Source organism: Nocardioides iriomotensis (assembly GCF_004168035.1).
In the GTDB taxonomy this organism is placed as follows: domain Bacteria; phylum Actinomycetota; class Actinomycetes; order Propionibacteriales; family Nocardioidaceae; genus Nocardioides_B; species Nocardioides_B iriomotensis.
The window spans coordinates 1-13,777 of sequence record NZ_SDPU01000010.1 but is presented as its reverse complement, the minus strand read 5'-3'; the positions used below and the strand labels follow the sequence as shown (position 1 = coordinate 13,777).

Below are 13,777 nucleotides of genomic sequence, written 5' to 3'. Positions count from 1 at the left end.
CGTGGACGGCGCGGCGTGTCGGGTTGCCGTCCCTCGGTAGGTGATGGGGGCATGATCAGCGCATGAGGCTGCTCGTCCTGGGCGGCACCTCGTTCGTCGGGGGAGCCGTGGTGGAGGCCGCGCTCGCACGCGGGTGGTCCGTGACGACCTTCAACCGCGGCAGCCGGCCGGAGTGGCGCGAGGGCGTCGAGGCCGTCGTCGGGGACCGCACCCGGCCGTACGACGTCGAGCAGCTCGCGCACGGTCGCTGGGACGCCGTGGTCGACACGTGGGCCGGCGCGCCGGTGGCCGTGCGCACGAGCGCGGAGCTGCTGGCCGATGCGGTCGCGCGCTACGTCTACGTGTCCAGCCGCGCGGTCTACGCCCCGCCGTACCCGGGAGGCCTCGACGAGTCCGCGGCGACGGTGGCGGCGTCGGCGGGCGCGCCGTCGGTCGGGTACGCCGAGGACAAGCGCGGCGGCGAGCTCGCGGTCGAGGAGTCGTTCGGCGGCCGGTCGGTCCTCGTCCGGGCCGGCGTGATCCTCGGGCCGGGGGAGAACCTCGGCCGGATGCGGTCGTGGCTGGCCCACGTCGCCCGGTCCGGCACGGTGCTGGCGCCCGGGGACCCCGACCAGCCGTGGCGGTACGTCGACGTGCGCGACCTGGCCGCGTGGATGCTCGACGTCGCCGCGGACGGGGCCACCGGGCCGTACAACGTGGTCAACCGCCTCGGTCACGCCACGACAGGGTCGTTCCTCGACGCGTGCCGCGGGGCGGTCCCGAGCCCGGCGCGGTTCCGCTGGGTCGCGCCGGAGGCGATGGAGGCGGCCGGCGTGGACCGGTACGTCGCGCTGCCGGGCTGGCTGCCGCCCGAGCCGGAGTACGACGGCTTCCTCACCACCGACGTGCGCCGGGCGGTCGATGCCGGGCTGCGCTGCCGCCCCGTGCACGAGACGGTCGCGGACACGCTCGACTGGCTGCGCGCCACCGGCGGCCTGGGGCACGACCCGGCCCGCGACGGCGACGAGGTGCTGGGCGTCGACCCGGAGGTCGAGCGCCGGCTGGTGGGCGGCTAGGCGGCTCAGACGACGCCGAGCGCCGGCGGCAGGTCGGGAACGTGGCCCGGCCGGAACAACGGCACGGTGTCCTCGCGGGCCAGGTCGAGGACGCGGAGCGCGGAGTCGAGGTCGGGAACACCGACGACCTCGAGCCCGTCGACGGTGCGGACCGCGCCGGCCCGGCCGCCCGGCTCCAGCGGCACGATCGCGGCGCCGAACCCGAGCCGCGCGGCCTCGGCGATGCGCTGCGGGGTGTCGCGCACGCGGCGCAGCTCGCCGGCCAGGCCGATCTCGCCGATGGCGACGACGTCGGTCGGCACCTCCTTGGACTTCCATGCCGAGGCGATCGCGACCGCCGTCGCGAGGTCGGCCGCGGGCTCCTGGATCCGCACCCCGCCGACCGTCGAGGCGAAGACGTCCTGGGCGTGCAGGTTGATCCGGCAGCGTTGCTGCAGCACCGCGACGATCATCGCCGCGCGCGAGGAGTCGAGGCCGGAGGTGGTGCGGCGCGGTCGCTCGGCTGCGGACGGGGTCACCAGCGCCTGCACCTCGGCGAGGATCGGCCGGCGCCCCTCCAGCACGACGGAGACGCACGTGCCGGCGACCGGCTGGTGGTGCCGCGCGACGAACAGGCCGGTCGGGTCGGTGACGGCGACGATCCCGCTGCCGGACAGGTCGAAGCAGCCGACCTCGTCGACGGGACCGAAGCGGTTCTTGACGGCGCGCACCATCCGCAGCCGTGAGTCGCGCTCGCCCTCGAACTGGAGCACCACGTCGACGAGGTGCTCCAGGACGCGCGGGCCCGCGATCGAGCCGTCCTTGGTGACGTGGCCGACCATCACGGTGGCGATGTTCTGGGTCTTGGCGACGCGCACCAGCGCGGCCGCGACCTCGCGCACCTGGGTGACGCCGCCGGGGACGCCGTCGACGTCGGGCGCGCCGATGGTCTGCACGGAGTCGACCACCAGCAGCTGTGGCTTGACCTCGTGGACGTGGGTGAGCACGGCACCGAGGTCGGTCTCGGCCGCGAGGTAGAGGTCGTGGTGGACGCCGCCGGTGCGGTCGGCGCGCAGCCGGACCTGGGATGCGGACTCCTCGCCGGTGACGTAGAGGGTGCGCAGCCCGGACCGGGCGGTCTGGGCGGCGACCTCGAGCAGCAGCGTGGACTTGCCGACACCGGGCTCGCCGGCCAGCAGGACGGCCGCGCCGGGCACGATGCCGCCGCCGAGCACGCGGTCGAGCTCGGGCACGCCGGACGTGCGGGAGCGGGAGTCCTCGACCGGCACGTCGCCGATCGGGACCGCGGGCGCGCTGACCGGCCCGGACGCCGTGCGCGAGCCGAGGGCGCCGGCCGCCACCGCGGTCTCGGCCACCGAGCCCCAGGCCTGGCACTCGCCGCAGCGGCCCACCCACTTGGCGGTCTCCCAGCCGCACTCGGCGCAGCGGTAGGTGGCTCGGGTCTTGCTGCGGGCGGAGGTGCGCGAGGACATGGGGTGACGGTAGGGGAGCCCACCGACAGCCGACCGGCGACGCCCCGGAGCGTTCCGTGGTTATCATTTGAACGATCCAGACCGCGCCCTTGGGGGAATCGCATGACCCGCCGTCCCGAGCTGCACCGCCCGGAGCCGCCGCGCTCCGAGCCGCGGCCTGGGGCGCCGACGCTCGCCACGGTCGCGGCCGAGGCGGGCGTGTCGCGGCAGACCGTCTCCAACGCGCTGAACAGCCCCGAGCTGCTGCGCCCCGAGACCCTGGAGCGGGTGCAGGAGGCGATCGAGCGGCTCGGCTACTCGCCCAACCGGGCCGCCCGCAACCTGCGCACGCGCGCGTCCCGGCTGATCGGCCTCAAGGTGGCGCCGGCGGTCGAGGACAGCGCCAACGCGCTGATGGACCGGTTCCTGCACTCGCTCGTCGAGAGCACCCGCGACGCCGGCTACCACGTGCTGCTGTTCACCGGCTCCCCGACGCCGCAGCCCGGGCCCGAGGTGCCGGTCGACGCGCCGGAGCACGTCGAAGCGCCCGACCCGCTCGACGGGTACGACGAGCTGCTGCGCAGCGCGGCGGTCGACGCGTTCCTGGTGACCGACACGTACCTCGGCAACCCGCAGGCCGCCTGGCTCGAGGAGCGCGGCGTGCCGTTCGTGGCGTTCGGCCGGCCGTGGGGCGACCCGCGGGCCCGGCACCCCTGGGTCGACGTCGACGGGCGCGCCGGCGTGATGCTGGCGGTGGACCACCTCGTCGAGCGTGGCCACGAGCGCATCGCCTGGGTCGGCTGGCAGAAGGGGTCCTACATCGGCGAGGACCGGCGCAGCGGCTGGACCGACCGGATGCACGACCACGGGCTGTCCACGAGCCGGCTCAGCGCGCGCGGGGACGACACCCTCGACTTCGGTCGGCGCGCAGCCCACGCGCTGCTGGACAGCGAGCAGCCGACCGCGTTCGTCTGCGCGAGCGACACCCAGGCGATGGGCGTGATGCGTGCACTCGACGAGCGGCACCTCCGCCCCGGCCGCGGGCTCTCCGTGGTCGGCTTCGACGACTCTCTCGCCGCCCAGGTCTCGACCCCGGGCCTCACCTCCGTGCGTCAGCCGCTGGAGCAGGTGGCGGTCGAGATCGTCACGCTCCTCGGCGACCTGCTCGCGCACCGGCCCATCCAGGAGCTCGGCCGCACCCTGACGCCGACGCTGTCGGTGCGCTCGACCACCTGAGCGACCCGGGCGTCAGGAGCGCTTCCACCAGAGGTTGACCGCGTAGTCGACCTCGAGCCCGGCGTCCGGGCCCCACTCGGTGAGCACCTCCTCGGCCACCTTCGTCGGCAGCTCGATCCGGACCACCGCCTCGAGGTCCGCGCGCGACTCGAACCGCCACACGATGTCGACGGCCTCGCGCTGCCAGCCGTGCCGCGACCAGAACCGCTCGACGTCGTCGGGCCGGACGTCGGGGTAGCCGCGGCGGAACCACCCGCCGAAGGCCGACCGGCGGGCGTCGTTGTCGACGACGAACGCCGTACCGCCGCGGCGGAGGACGCGGTCGAGCTCGCGGAGGCCGGGCTCGCAGCCGGGCCCGAAGAAGTACGCCCAGCGCGCCTGCACGACGTCGACCGACGCGTCGGGGAGCGGGACGGCCTGGGCGGTGCCGACCAGCACCTCGACGGCGTCCAGCCGGGAGGTACGGCGGGCGGCGACACGTGCCAGGTCGGGGTGCGGCTCCACGCCGACGACGCGACGGGCGTCCTCGGCCCAGCGCGGCAGGTGGTACCCGGTGCCGCAGCCCAGGTCGAGGAGGTCGCGGCCGCGCCAGTCGGCGACCGAGCGCATGGCGGCCTCGATGTGGCGATCGGGGTCGGCGGCGCGGTTCTCGATCTCGTAGGTCTGCGGGTGGTGCCAGATGTTGGGGCTCGGCACCGCCCCGGGCGTGGTCAGATGCGGACCAGCCCGGCCGGGGTGCTGAACTGCGCGGCCACGACGCCCGGCGTGCCGTGCGGCGCCACCCACTCGACGTTGACGTCCTCGAGCGGGTCGACGTCGGGGTCACCCAGCCAGTCGCGGACGCGCGCGGAGTCGCCGGCGATCTCGAGGGTCTCGAGGTGCAGCTCGCCGGTCGAGCCCGTCGAGGGGTGCTGCTCCTCGGGCACCTGCCACTGCACGAAGAACGGCAGCTGGGGGTCGGTCTGCAGGCCGGTGACGCCGATCTGCCTCCAGCGCAGCTCGATGCCGTCCGGCCGGTGCCGGTTGCCGTCGACCGACTGCCGGCCGAGGCGGGCCTCGACCTTGGCGATGTCGTCGACGCAGACGACCCAGCCGAGCCAGCCGCCACCGAGCTGGGAGCGGGCACGGACGGCCTGGCCGAACGGCGCCTTGTCGGACGCCGGGTGGTCGAGGACTTCCACGACCTCGAGGTAGGTGCCCTGGCTCAACGGCAGCACCATGTTGCGCGTGCCGAAGCGCGGGTGGATCCCCCCGTCGCGGAACTCCTCTCCGAGCAGCTCGCCGATGCGGCGGGCGGTCCCCTGCAGCCCGTCAGGCCCGGCGGCGTACGAGAGATGGTCCAAACGCATACCCAGCATTGTCACCGCACCGGCGGGAGGCCCCGACACTGGGGTCCGTCGGACTCTTGTGCGCGGGCGGCAACGGGTGAAGGGTGAAGGTCTCAGACCGGTCAGGAGAGCCCAGGAGGGGTCGTCGTGTCAGGGAAGCAGGCATCAGCCCAAGCAGGCAAAGGAGATGTCCCGGTCGCCGACCGGGCGGACGCCATCCGCAACGTGGCCGTGGTAGGCCCGGCGGGCTCCGGGAAGACGACACTGGTCGAGACCCTGTTGGTCTCGGCCGGTGTGCTTTCCAGGGCAGGTTCGGTCGTGGAGGGCACGACCGTGTGCGACTTCGACGACGCCGAGCAGCGCCAGCAGCGCTCGACCGGCCTCGCCCTGGCGCCGCTCATGCACGACGGCGTGAAGATCAACCTGCTCGACACCCCTGGGTACGCCGACTTCGTCGGTGAGCTGCGCGCCGGTCTGCGCGCCGCCGACTGTGCGCTCTTCGTGATCGCGGCCAACGAGGGCGTCGACGAGCCGACCAGGTCGCTGTGGCGCGAGTGCGCCGAGGTCGGCATGCCGCGGGTCGTCGTGATCAGCAAGCTCGACCACGCCCGGGCCGACTACGACGGCGTGGTGCTGCAGGCGCAGGCGGCGTTCGGCGACAAGGTCGTGCCGGTCTACCTCCGCGAGGGCGACCAGCTCGTCGGGCTGCTCTCCGACGACCACGCCCACGACACCCAGCGCGGCGCGCTGATCGAGGCGGTCATCGAGGAGTCCGAGGACGAGACGCTGATGGAGCGGTTCCTGGGTGGCGAGGACGTCGACAAGGCGCTGCTGCTCGAGGACCTCGAGCGCGCGGTCGCCCAGGGGTCCTTCCACCCCGTGCTTCCGGTCGACTCGTCCAACGGCGTCGGGGCCACCGAGCTGCTCGACCTGATCGTCTCCGGCTTCCCGTCGCCCCTGGAGCACACGACGCCCGAGGTCTTCACCCCCGAGGGCAAGTCCGGCCCGGCCATCTCCTGCGACGCCGACGGGCCGCTGGTGGCCGAGGTCGTGAAGACCACCTCCGACCCGTACGTCGGCCGGGTCAGCCTGGTCCGGGTCTTCTCCGGCACCATCCTCCCGGACGCGACCGTGCACGTGTCCGGCCACTTCTCGTCGTTCTTCGGCACGCCCGGGGACGCCGCGTCGGTGGGCGGCCACGAGGACCACGACGAGGACGAGCGCATCGGGTCGCTGTCGATGCCGCTGGGCAAGACCCAGCGCACCTGCGACAAGGTCGTCGCCGGCGACATCTGCGCGATCGGCCGGCTCACGCGCGCCGAGACCGGCGACACCCTCTCCGACAAGGAGAGCCCGCTGGTGCTGAAGCCGTGGTCGATGCCGGAGCCGCTCCTGCCGCTCGCCATCGAGGCCCGCGCCAAGGCCGACGAGGACAAGCTCGGCCAGGGCCTGCAGCGCCTCGCCGCCGAGGACCCGACCCTGCGCATCGAGCACAACGCCGAGACCCACCAGATCGTGCTGTGGTGCATGGGCGAGGCGCACGCCGACGTCGTGCTCGACAGGCTCGAGCACCGGCACGGCGCCGGCGTCGACCAGGTGGAGCTTCGGGTGCCGCTGCGCGAGACGTTCGGCTCGTCCGCCACGGCGAAGGGCCGGCACGTGAAGCAGTCGGGTGGGCACGGGCAGTACGCCGTCTGCGACATCACCGTCGAGCCGCTCCCGGAGGGTGGCGGCTTCGAGTTCGTCGACAAGGTCGTGGGCGGCGCCGTACCCCGGCAGTTCATCCCGTCGGTGGAGAAGGGCGTCCGCGCGCAGATGGAGAAGGGCGTCGCCGCCGGCTACCCGGTCGTCGACATCAAGGTCACGCTGACCGACGGGAAGGCGCACAGCGTCGACTCGTCGGACATGGCGTTCCAGACCGCCGGCGCGCTGGCGCTGCGAGAGGCGGCGGCGTCGGCGAAGGTCTCGATGCTCGAGCCGGTCGACGAGATCGGCGTGCTCGTGCCCGACGACCTCGTCGGCACCGTGATGAGCGACCTGTCCGGTCGACGCGGGCGCGTGCTCGGCTCCGAGCCGGTGGGCGGCGACCGCACGCTGGTGCGGGCCGAGGTGCCGCAGACCGAGATCATCCGCTACTCCATCGACCTGCGGGCGTTCTCCCACGGAGCCGCGTCGTTCACGCGCAGCTTCGCTCGCTACGAGCCGATGCCCGACCACCTCGCCGCGAAGTACCGCGACTGATCCTGTGGACGGTCGGCCGCACGCGACCGTCGCTTCCGTCAGGCTCGTGGGGTGCGACCGGAGCAGGTGCTCGAACGGCTGGGTGGCGTCGCCGACACCGCGACGCTCCTGACGCACGTCACGAGACCGTCGCTGCGCGCAGCGACCCGCAGCGGTCTCGTCATCCGCCTGGAGCGGGGGCGGTATGCGCTACCGGGAGCGGACGAGGCGCTCGCCTGCGCCCACCGTCTCTCCGGCCTGCTGTGCGAGGACAGCGCCGCGCAGCTCTACGGCTGGCCGTTGAAACATCGGCCGTCGTCCCCGGTTGTGGTCGTGCCCAGGAAGCGGAACCTCCCGGAGCATCGCCGTCGTGGCGTGCGCGTCCGCTTCGTGGACCTGCCTGCCGAGGACGTCAACCGAGTGGCGACCAGTCCGGTGCGCACCGTGCTGGACTGCTGCGCGCGGATGCCGTTCGACGAGGCGCTCGCCGTTGCCGACTCGGCGCTGCGGTCGCTCGACGTGTCGTCCGAGCACCTGCTGCGCCGGGCGGCAGCCGTGCCGGTGCGGCACCGGGCGCGGTGCATGCGGGTCGCGCTCGCCGCCGACGCCCGTGCGGCCAATCCTTTCGAGTCGGTCCTCAGGGCGATCGCGCTCCAGGTGCCGGACCTGTCCGTAGAGCCGCAGGTCTGGATCGGGGACGTGGGCCGGCCCGACCTGGTCGACGAGCGGTTGCGGATCGTGCTCGAGGCGGACTCCTTCGAGTTCCACGGTCGTCGGCAGGCGCTGGCCGACGACTGCGAGCGCTACAACGCCTTCGTCGTCGACGGGTGGATCGTGCTCCGGTTCGCCTGGGAGCACGTCATGTTCCGTCCTGACTACGTGCGAACAACCCTCGTCGGTGCCGTCGAACAGGCACTCGCGCGGTCGCGGCGGCCTGGCGCAGCGTGACCCGCGGGCCACGTGCCGGCGAGTGCCTGTCCGAACGGCCCGGTGCTAGTCGCGCGGGTCGGCCGGGTGGATGGCCAGGGCGGAGCGGGACTTGATGTGCCGCTCGCAGTGGTCGACCAGCTCGTCGTACGCCGCCTGGCCCATCAGCTCCACCAGCTCTCGCTCGTTGCTGATGTAGACCGGCTCCTGGCCGACGTGGGCCTCGGTGTTGCCCGAGCAGTACCAGTCGAGGTCGTGGCCGCCGGGACCCCAGCCGCGGCGGTCGTACTCGCCGATCGAGACCTCGGTGTACTCCGTGCCGTCGGGCAGCTCGACGTCGCGGAAGGTGCGGCGGATCGGGAGCTGCCAGCACACGTCGGGCTTGGTCTCGACGAAGTGGGTGTCGTGGCGCAGCGCGAGGCCGTGCAGGGCGCAGCCGTAGCCGCCGGGGAAGCCGGGCCGGTTGAGGAAGATGCAGGCGCCCTCGTGGACGCGGGTCTTGCGGTCGCCGTCCTCGTCGACCTCGACGATCCCGCCCTTGCGGCCCTCGTCGTGGAACTGCCAGTGCTCGGGGTCGAGCTTCTTGGCCCAGCGCTTCACGCGCTTCTCGTCGTCCTTGTCGGAGAAGTGCGCGCCGAGGGTGCAGCAGCCGTCGTCAGGCCGGTCGGCGTAGATGCCGCAGCAGCCCGACCCGAAGATGCAGGTCCACTGCGACGTCAGCCACGTGAGGTCACACTTGAACACCTGGGACTCGTCGGACGGGTCCTGGAACTCGACCCAGGCGCGGGGAAAGACGAGGTCGACTTCTGGCACGCGGGCAACCCTACGCGCGGAGGACTAACCTGCCCCCATGAGGCTGGGCGTGCTGGACATCGGCTCGAACACCGGGCACCTGCTGGTCGTCGACGCGCACGGGGGCGCCGCGCCGCTCCCCGCGTTCTCCCACAAGGAACCTCTTCGTCTCGCGGAGCATCTCGATGCCGACGGCGCGGTCGACCAGAGCGGCGTCGACGCGCTGACCAAGTTCGTCGCGGACGCGCTCGTCGTGGCGGGCGACAAGGGCTGCGAGGAGATGCTCGGCTTCGCCACCTCGGCGGTGCGCGACGCCACCAACAGCGACGAGGTCCTCGAGCACGTCCGGGAGCAGACCGGCGTCGACATCGAGGTGCTGCCCGGTGAGGACGAGGCCCGGCTGACCTTCCTCGCCGTACGACGGTGGTTCGGCTGGTCGTCCGGCCGGCTCGCCGTGTTCGACATCGGCGGCGGCTCGCTCGAGATCGCGGTCGGCAGCGACGAGGCGCCCGACGTGGCGCAGTCGCTGCCGCTGGGCGCCGGCCGGCTCTCCCGCGACTGGCTGCAGGGCGCCGACGAGGACGCCGTACGGCGCCTGCGCCTCAAGATCCGGGCCGACCTCGCGCGCGACGCGGGGTCGATCCTGCGGCCCGGGCGGCCCGACCACGCCGTCGCCACCTCGAAGACCTTCCGCTCGCTCGCGCGGATCTGCGGGGCGGCCCCGTCGGGCGACGGCCCGCTGGTCCGGCGGGTGCTCCCGCACGGGGAGCTGATCGGGCTGATCCCGGCGATCTTCGCGATGTCCGCGGAGGAGCTGTCCTACCTCCCGGGCGTCTCCGCCAGCCGCGCGCACCAGGTCGTCGCCGGCGCGCTGGTGGCCGACGCGGTGATGGACATCTTCGACCTGCCGGAGCTCGAGATCTGCCCGTGGGCGCTGCGCGAGGGCATCATCCTCGAGCGCCTGGACCAGATCAGCGTGCGCTCCGGACGCCGGCCGGGCGGCCCCATCACGGTGGCTAGTCTGAGCAGGTGATCGCGCTCTCGACCGCCTCGGTCTACCCCGAGACGACGGCGCAGGGTTTCGAGCTCGCCGCCCGCCTCGGTTACGAGGCGGTCGAGGTGATGGTCGGGATCGACCCGATCAGCCAGGAGATCGACGCGGTCCGGCACCTGTCGGAGTACCACGAGATGCCCGTGGCAGCCGTGCACGCGCCCTGCCTGCTCATCACGCAGCGGGTCTGGGGCACCGAGCCGTGGGGCAAGCTCGAGAGGAGCGCCGACATGGCCCGGGCGGTCGGCGCCGACGTCGTGGTGGTGCACCCGCCGTTCCGGTGGCAGCGCGACTACGCCCGCACGTTCGTCGAGGGGATCAAGGCGCTCGAGGAGCGCACCGGCATCGCGTTCGCGGTCGAGAACATGTACCCCTGGCGCGCCTCCCGCCGCCAGATGGAGGTCTACCTCCCCGGCTGGGACCCGAGCGAGCAGGACTACGCCAACGCGACGATCGACCTGTCGCACTCCGCGACCGCGCGGTGCGACCCGGTCGCGATGGCCAAGCGGCTCGGCGACCGGCTGCGGCACATCCACCTCACCGACGGCACCGGGTCGGCCAAGGACGAGCACCTGGTGCCCGGCCGCGGCAGCCAGCCCGTCGCCGAGCTGCTCGAGCACCTCGCCCGGGTCGGCTTCGGCGGCCACATCGTCGTCGAGATCAACACCCGCAAGGCCGGCAACCGGGACGCCCGCGAGCTCGACCTGGTCGAGTCGCTCGCGTTCACCCGGCTCAACTTCGCCACGGCGCCCGAATGACCGAGCGCGCGACGTCCCGCGGCCGCCGTCCCGGCGGTCCCGACACCCGCGGCGCGATCCTCGCCGCGGCCCGGGAGTCCTTCGCGCACAAGGGTTTCGCCGGTACGACGATCCGCGCCGTCGCCGCCTCGGCGGGCGTCGACGCGGCGCTGGTCCACCACTACTTCGGCAGCAAGGACGACCTGTTCATCGCCGCGCTGGAGATCCCGGTCGACCCGCGCCAGGTGGTGCCGCTGGTCTTCGCCGAGGGCGTCGAGGGCGCGGGGGAGCGGCTGCTCCGGGTGTTCGTGTCGGTCTGGGAGGACCCCGAGGCGCGGCTGCCGCTGATCGCGCTGGTCCGCGCGTCGCTCGGCGAGGCCGGTCCGGTCAACCTCCTTCGCGAGGGGGTGCTCCGGATGATCTTCACGCCGCTGCGGGAGGTCCTGCCGGGCCCGGACGCCGAGGAGCGGGTCCAGCTGGTGCTGTCGCAGCTCGTCGGCCTCGTCGTCGCCCGCTACGTGCTCGCCGTCGAGCCCCTGGCCTCGATGCCCCCCGAGGAGGTCGTCGCCTGGGTCGCGCCGACCGTGCAGAGGTACCTGGACGGCGACCGATGAGTCCTGGCCGCGGCGCCGGTCTCAACCACATGGACAACGAGCACCCGACCCTGCCCTTCGGACCCGCCACCGCCACCCTGGCGCGTGTCGTCACCGGCGTCCGCGACGACCAGCTCGCCGGGCCGACGCCCTGCCCGGACTGGACCGTCGCCGACCTGGTCGACCACATCGCCGGGCTGACCCTGGCGTTCACCGCCGCCGCCACCAAGACCGACCTGCCGGGCGGTGCCGGTCCACGGGCCAACGGCAGCGACCTCCCGGACGGCTGGCGCGAGCGCATCGGCGCCGACCTCGCGGTTCTGGCCGAGGCCTGGGCGAAGCAGGACGCGTACGAGGGGACCACCATGGCCGGCCCGGTCGAGATGCCCGGCGACGCGGCCGGTCTCGTCGCGCTCGACGAGGTCGTCGTGCACGGCTGGGACCTGGCCCGGGCGACCGGACAGCCCTACGACGCCGACCTCGCAGCAGTCGAGGCGGTGACCCGGTTCGTGGCGTCGTTCGAGCCGCCGGACGGTGGTACGCCCGACGCCGACACGGGCGGTGGCCTGTTCGGCCCGCCGGTCGCCGTACCCGCGCACGCGCACCCGGTGGACCGCCTCGCCGGCCTCACCGGGCGCGATCCCGGGTGGCGTGCGACCTCTTGACACTCCCGGCCGCTGGAGCATAATTCAACGCATGATGAAAAACTCGGTCGTGGAGGTCGACGGGCTCACCGTCGTCCGCGGGCACGTCCGGGCGGTCGACGACGTCTCGTTCGCGACCGTGCCCGGCAAGGTGACCGGCCTGCTCGGGCCGTCCGGCTGTGGCAAGACGACGCTGATGCGCTCCATCGTCGGGGTGCAGATCGTCGCCGGCGGCACCGTCACGGTGCTGGGCTACCCGGCAGGCAGCAAGCAGCTGCGCGACCGGATCGGCTACGTCACGCAGGACCCGAGCGTCTACAACGACCTCACCGTCGCCGAGAACCTCCGCTTCTTCGCCCGCGTGCTCGGCACCGAGCCCGGCGAGGTCGACCGCTGCATCGAGGCCGTCGACCTCGTCGACCGCAAGGACGTCGTGGTCGGTCGGCTGTCCGGCGGCCAGCGCTCGCGCGCCTCGCTCGCGGTCGCGCTGCTCGGCAGGCCGGAGCTGCTCGTGCTCGACGAGCCGACCGTCGGCCTCGACCCGGTGCTGCGCCGCGACCTCTGGGCGATGTTCCACGCGCTCGCCGACCAGGGCACCACGGTGCTCGTGTCCAGCCACGTCATGGACGAGGCCGACCGGTGCGACCGGCTGCTGCTGATGCGCGACGGAAGGCTGATCGCCGACGACGCGCCGGACGTGCTGCGCCAACGGACCCGCACCCACGACATCGAGTCCGCGTTCCTGGCCCTCGTCGAGGGCGGCGTGGAAGGAGCCACGGCATGAGCGCCCGCATCACTCTCTCCGTCGCCGGACGCGTGCTCCACCAGCTCCGCCGCGACCACCGCACCGTGGCGATGCTGCTGGTGATGCCGTGCGTGATCCTGACGCTGCTGTGGTGGATGTTCGGCGACCTCCCCGGCGGTGCCATCGGCTTCGACAAGCTCGGGCCCGCGCTGCTGGCGCTGATCCCGTTCATCGTGATGTTCCTGGTGACCTCGGTGACCACGTTGCGCGAGCGCTCGTCCGGCACGCTGGAGCGGCTGCTCGCGATGCCGACGGGCAAGCTCGACCTGCTCGGCGGCTACGCCCTGGCGTTCGGCCTGGTCGCCGCGGTCCAGTCGACGCTCGCCGTCACGGTCTGCGTCTGGCTGCTCGGCCTCGACGTCGCCGGGTCCGTGTGGGTGCTGGTCGTGGTCGCGGTCTGCGACGCCGTGCTCGGCACCGCGCTCGGTCTGTTCGTGTCGGCGTTCGCGCAGACGGAGTTCCAGGCCGTCCAGTTCATGCCGCTCGTGGTGCTCCCGCAGATCCTGCTGTGCGGGCTGTTCGTCCCGCGCGAGGCGATGCCGGCCGTGCTCGAGGCGATCAGCAACATGCTGCCGCTGTCGTACGCCGTCGACGCGATGAGCAGCCTCGCCACCACGGCCGGCAGCGCGCTCGGCGACGTCGACCCCGAGGTGTGGGTCGACATCGGGATCGTGATCGGGTTCGCCGTCGCCGCCCTGGCCCTCGGTGCCGCGACGCTACGGCGCCGTACCGCCTAGCGCCGCGACCTCGTCGTCCGTGAACAGCCGGGACCGGATCAGGAACCGCCTGCCCGTCGGGGCCTCGACGGAGAAGCCGGCCCCGCGGCCGGGCACGACGTCGATCGTCAGGTGGGTGTGCGACCAGTAGGCGAACTGCTCGCGCGACATCCACACCGGCACCGGCGTCCCGCCCGGCACGTCGAGCTCGCCGAGGTGGAC

At 73.3% G+C, this 13,777-nt stretch carries 15 protein-coding genes; 10 read left to right on the top strand and 5 right to left on the bottom strand.

Annotated elements, in window-relative coordinates; translation table 11 throughout:
- The first annotated feature begins 62 nt into the window (after positions 1–62).
- Positions 63–1,055 carry an NAD-dependent epimerase/dehydratase family protein gene (locus tag ETU37_RS02855; protein ID WP_129985370.1) on the top strand — a complete coding sequence of 331 codons (993 nt, stop codon included), beginning with the start codon at positions 63–65 and terminating at the stop codon, positions 1,053–1,055.
- Between the two features lie 5 nt (positions 1,056–1,060).
- Here the strand turns inward: ETU37_RS02855 and radA are convergent, their stop codons facing one another.
- A complete protein-coding gene (gene radA / locus ETU37_RS02850; protein WP_129985369.1) occupies positions 1,061–2,527 on the bottom strand; it encodes a DNA repair protein RadA in 1,467 nt (488 codons plus the stop codon).
- A gap of 102 nt (positions 2,528–2,629) precedes the next feature.
- On the opposite strand from radA, the gene ETU37_RS02845 reads away from it, so the two are divergent.
- Entirely contained in the window at positions 2,630–3,742 is a 1,113-nt protein-coding gene (locus ETU37_RS02845) for a LacI family DNA-binding transcriptional regulator (protein WP_129985368.1), read from the top strand.
- 12 nt (positions 3,743–3,754) lie between these two features.
- Here ETU37_RS02845 and ETU37_RS02840 read toward each other — a convergent pair whose 3' ends face one another.
- Together ETU37_RS02840 and ETU37_RS02835 are read right to left on the bottom strand one after the other, a co-directional pair.
- Positions 3,755–4,438 carry a class I SAM-dependent methyltransferase gene (locus ETU37_RS02840; protein ID WP_240755505.1) on the bottom strand — a complete coding sequence of 228 codons (684 nt, stop codon included), beginning with the start codon at positions 4,436–4,438 and terminating at the stop codon, positions 3,755–3,757.
- A gap of 14 nt (positions 4,439–4,452) precedes the next feature.
- Positions 4,453–5,091 (bottom strand): VOC family protein, encoded by a 639-nt coding sequence (locus tag ETU37_RS02835; protein WP_129985367.1) that lies wholly within the window; start codon positions 5,089–5,091, stop codon positions 4,453–4,455.
- Positions 5,092–5,217: 126 nt separating this feature from the next.
- Between ETU37_RS02835 and ETU37_RS02830 the strand changes: the two genes are divergently transcribed.
- Both ETU37_RS02830 and ETU37_RS02825 read left to right on the top strand, forming a co-directional pair.
- Positions 5,218–7,311 carry an elongation factor G-like protein EF-G2 gene (locus tag ETU37_RS02830; protein ID WP_129985366.1) on the top strand — a complete coding sequence of 698 codons (2,094 nt, stop codon included), beginning with the start codon at positions 5,218–5,220 and terminating at the stop codon, positions 7,309–7,311.
- 51 nt (positions 7,312–7,362) lie between these two features.
- On the top strand, positions 7,363–8,238 hold the full coding sequence (locus ETU37_RS02825) for a hypothetical protein (protein WP_129985365.1): 876 nt from the start codon (positions 7,363–7,365) through the stop codon (positions 8,236–8,238).
- Positions 8,239–8,283: 45 nt separating this feature from the next.
- Here the strand turns inward: ETU37_RS02825 and ETU37_RS02820 are convergent, their stop codons facing one another.
- Positions 8,284–9,030, bottom strand: coding sequence for a DUF3109 family protein (locus ETU37_RS02820; protein WP_129985364.1), 747 nt, complete (start codon positions 9,028–9,030; stop codon positions 8,284–8,286).
- 37 nt (positions 9,031–9,067) lie between these two features.
- Between ETU37_RS02820 and ETU37_RS02815 the strand changes: the two genes are divergently transcribed.
- From ETU37_RS02815 to ETU37_RS02790, 6 genes are read left to right on the top strand one after another with little or no spacing between them, the layout of a single operon-like run.
- Complete coding sequence (locus ETU37_RS02815; protein ID WP_129985363.1) at positions 9,068–10,042, top strand: Ppx/GppA family phosphatase; 975 nt, start codon at positions 9,068–9,070, stop codon at positions 10,040–10,042.
- A complete protein-coding gene (locus ETU37_RS02810; protein WP_206053668.1) occupies positions 10,039–10,818 on the top strand; it encodes a sugar phosphate isomerase/epimerase family protein in 780 nt (259 codons plus the stop codon). The genes ETU37_RS02815 and ETU37_RS02810 overlap by 4 nt, the downstream gene beginning before the upstream one ends.
- Positions 10,815–11,411, top strand: a complete 597-nt coding sequence (locus ETU37_RS23795; RefSeq protein WP_129985362.1) for a TetR/AcrR family transcriptional regulator — start codon at positions 10,815–10,817, stop codon at positions 11,409–11,411. Before ETU37_RS02810 ends, ETU37_RS23795 begins: the two co-directional genes overlap by 4 nt.
- Complete coding sequence (locus ETU37_RS02800; RefSeq protein ID WP_206053667.1) at positions 11,408–12,055, top strand: TIGR03086 family metal-binding protein; 648 nt, start codon at positions 11,408–11,410, stop codon at positions 12,053–12,055. The genes ETU37_RS23795 and ETU37_RS02800 overlap by 4 nt, the downstream gene beginning before the upstream one ends.
- A gap of 31 nt (positions 12,056–12,086) precedes the next feature.
- The gene (locus ETU37_RS02795) at positions 12,087–12,818 is read left to right on the top strand and encodes an ABC transporter ATP-binding protein (RefSeq protein ID WP_240755504.1); all 732 of its coding nucleotides are present in this window, start codon (positions 12,087–12,089) and stop codon (positions 12,816–12,818) included.
- Complete coding sequence (locus ETU37_RS02790; RefSeq protein ID WP_129985361.1) at positions 12,815–13,576, top strand: ABC transporter permease; 762 nt, start codon at positions 12,815–12,817, stop codon at positions 13,574–13,576. The genes ETU37_RS02795 and ETU37_RS02790 overlap by 4 nt, the downstream gene beginning before the upstream one ends.
- On the opposite strand, the gene ETU37_RS02785 is transcribed toward ETU37_RS02790, so the two are convergent.
- A partial coding sequence (locus ETU37_RS02785; protein ID WP_129985360.1) for a DUF779 domain-containing protein occupies positions 13,556–13,777 on the bottom strand: 222 nt, incomplete at its 5' end. The two genes, ETU37_RS02790 and ETU37_RS02785, sit on opposite strands and share 21 nt — an antisense overlap.

Excerpts from the sequence above, each read along its gene's own strand:
- ETU37_RS02855 (WP_129985370.1), top strand. The coding sequence starts at position 63 with ATGAGGCTGCTCGTCCTGGGCGGCACCTCGTTCGTCGGGGGAGCCGTG.
- radA (WP_129985369.1), bottom strand. The coding sequence starts at position 2,527 with ATGTCCTCGCGCACCTCCGCCCGCAGCAAGACCCGAGCCACCTACCGC.
- ETU37_RS02845 (WP_129985368.1), top strand. The coding sequence starts at position 2,630 with ATGACCCGCCGTCCCGAGCTGCACCGCCCGGAGCCGCCGCGCTCCGAG.
- ETU37_RS02835 (WP_129985367.1), bottom strand. The coding sequence starts at position 5,091 with ATGCGTTTGGACCATCTCTCGTACGCCGCCGGGCCTGACGGGCTGCAG.
- ETU37_RS02815 (WP_129985363.1), top strand. The coding sequence starts at position 9,068 with ATGAGGCTGGGCGTGCTGGACATCGGCTCGAACACCGGGCACCTGCTG.
- ETU37_RS23795 (WP_129985362.1), top strand. The coding sequence starts at position 10,815 with ATGACCGAGCGCGCGACGTCCCGCGGCCGCCGTCCCGGCGGTCCCGAC.
- ETU37_RS02800 (WP_206053667.1), top strand. The coding sequence starts at position 11,408 with ATGAGTCCTGGCCGCGGCGCCGGTCTCAACCACATGGACAACGAGCAC.
- ETU37_RS02795 (WP_240755504.1), top strand. The coding sequence starts at position 12,087 with ATGATGAAAAACTCGGTCGTGGAGGTCGACGGGCTCACCGTCGTCCGC.
- ETU37_RS02790 (WP_129985361.1), top strand. The coding sequence starts at position 12,815 with ATGAGCGCCCGCATCACTCTCTCCGTCGCCGGACGCGTGCTCCACCAG.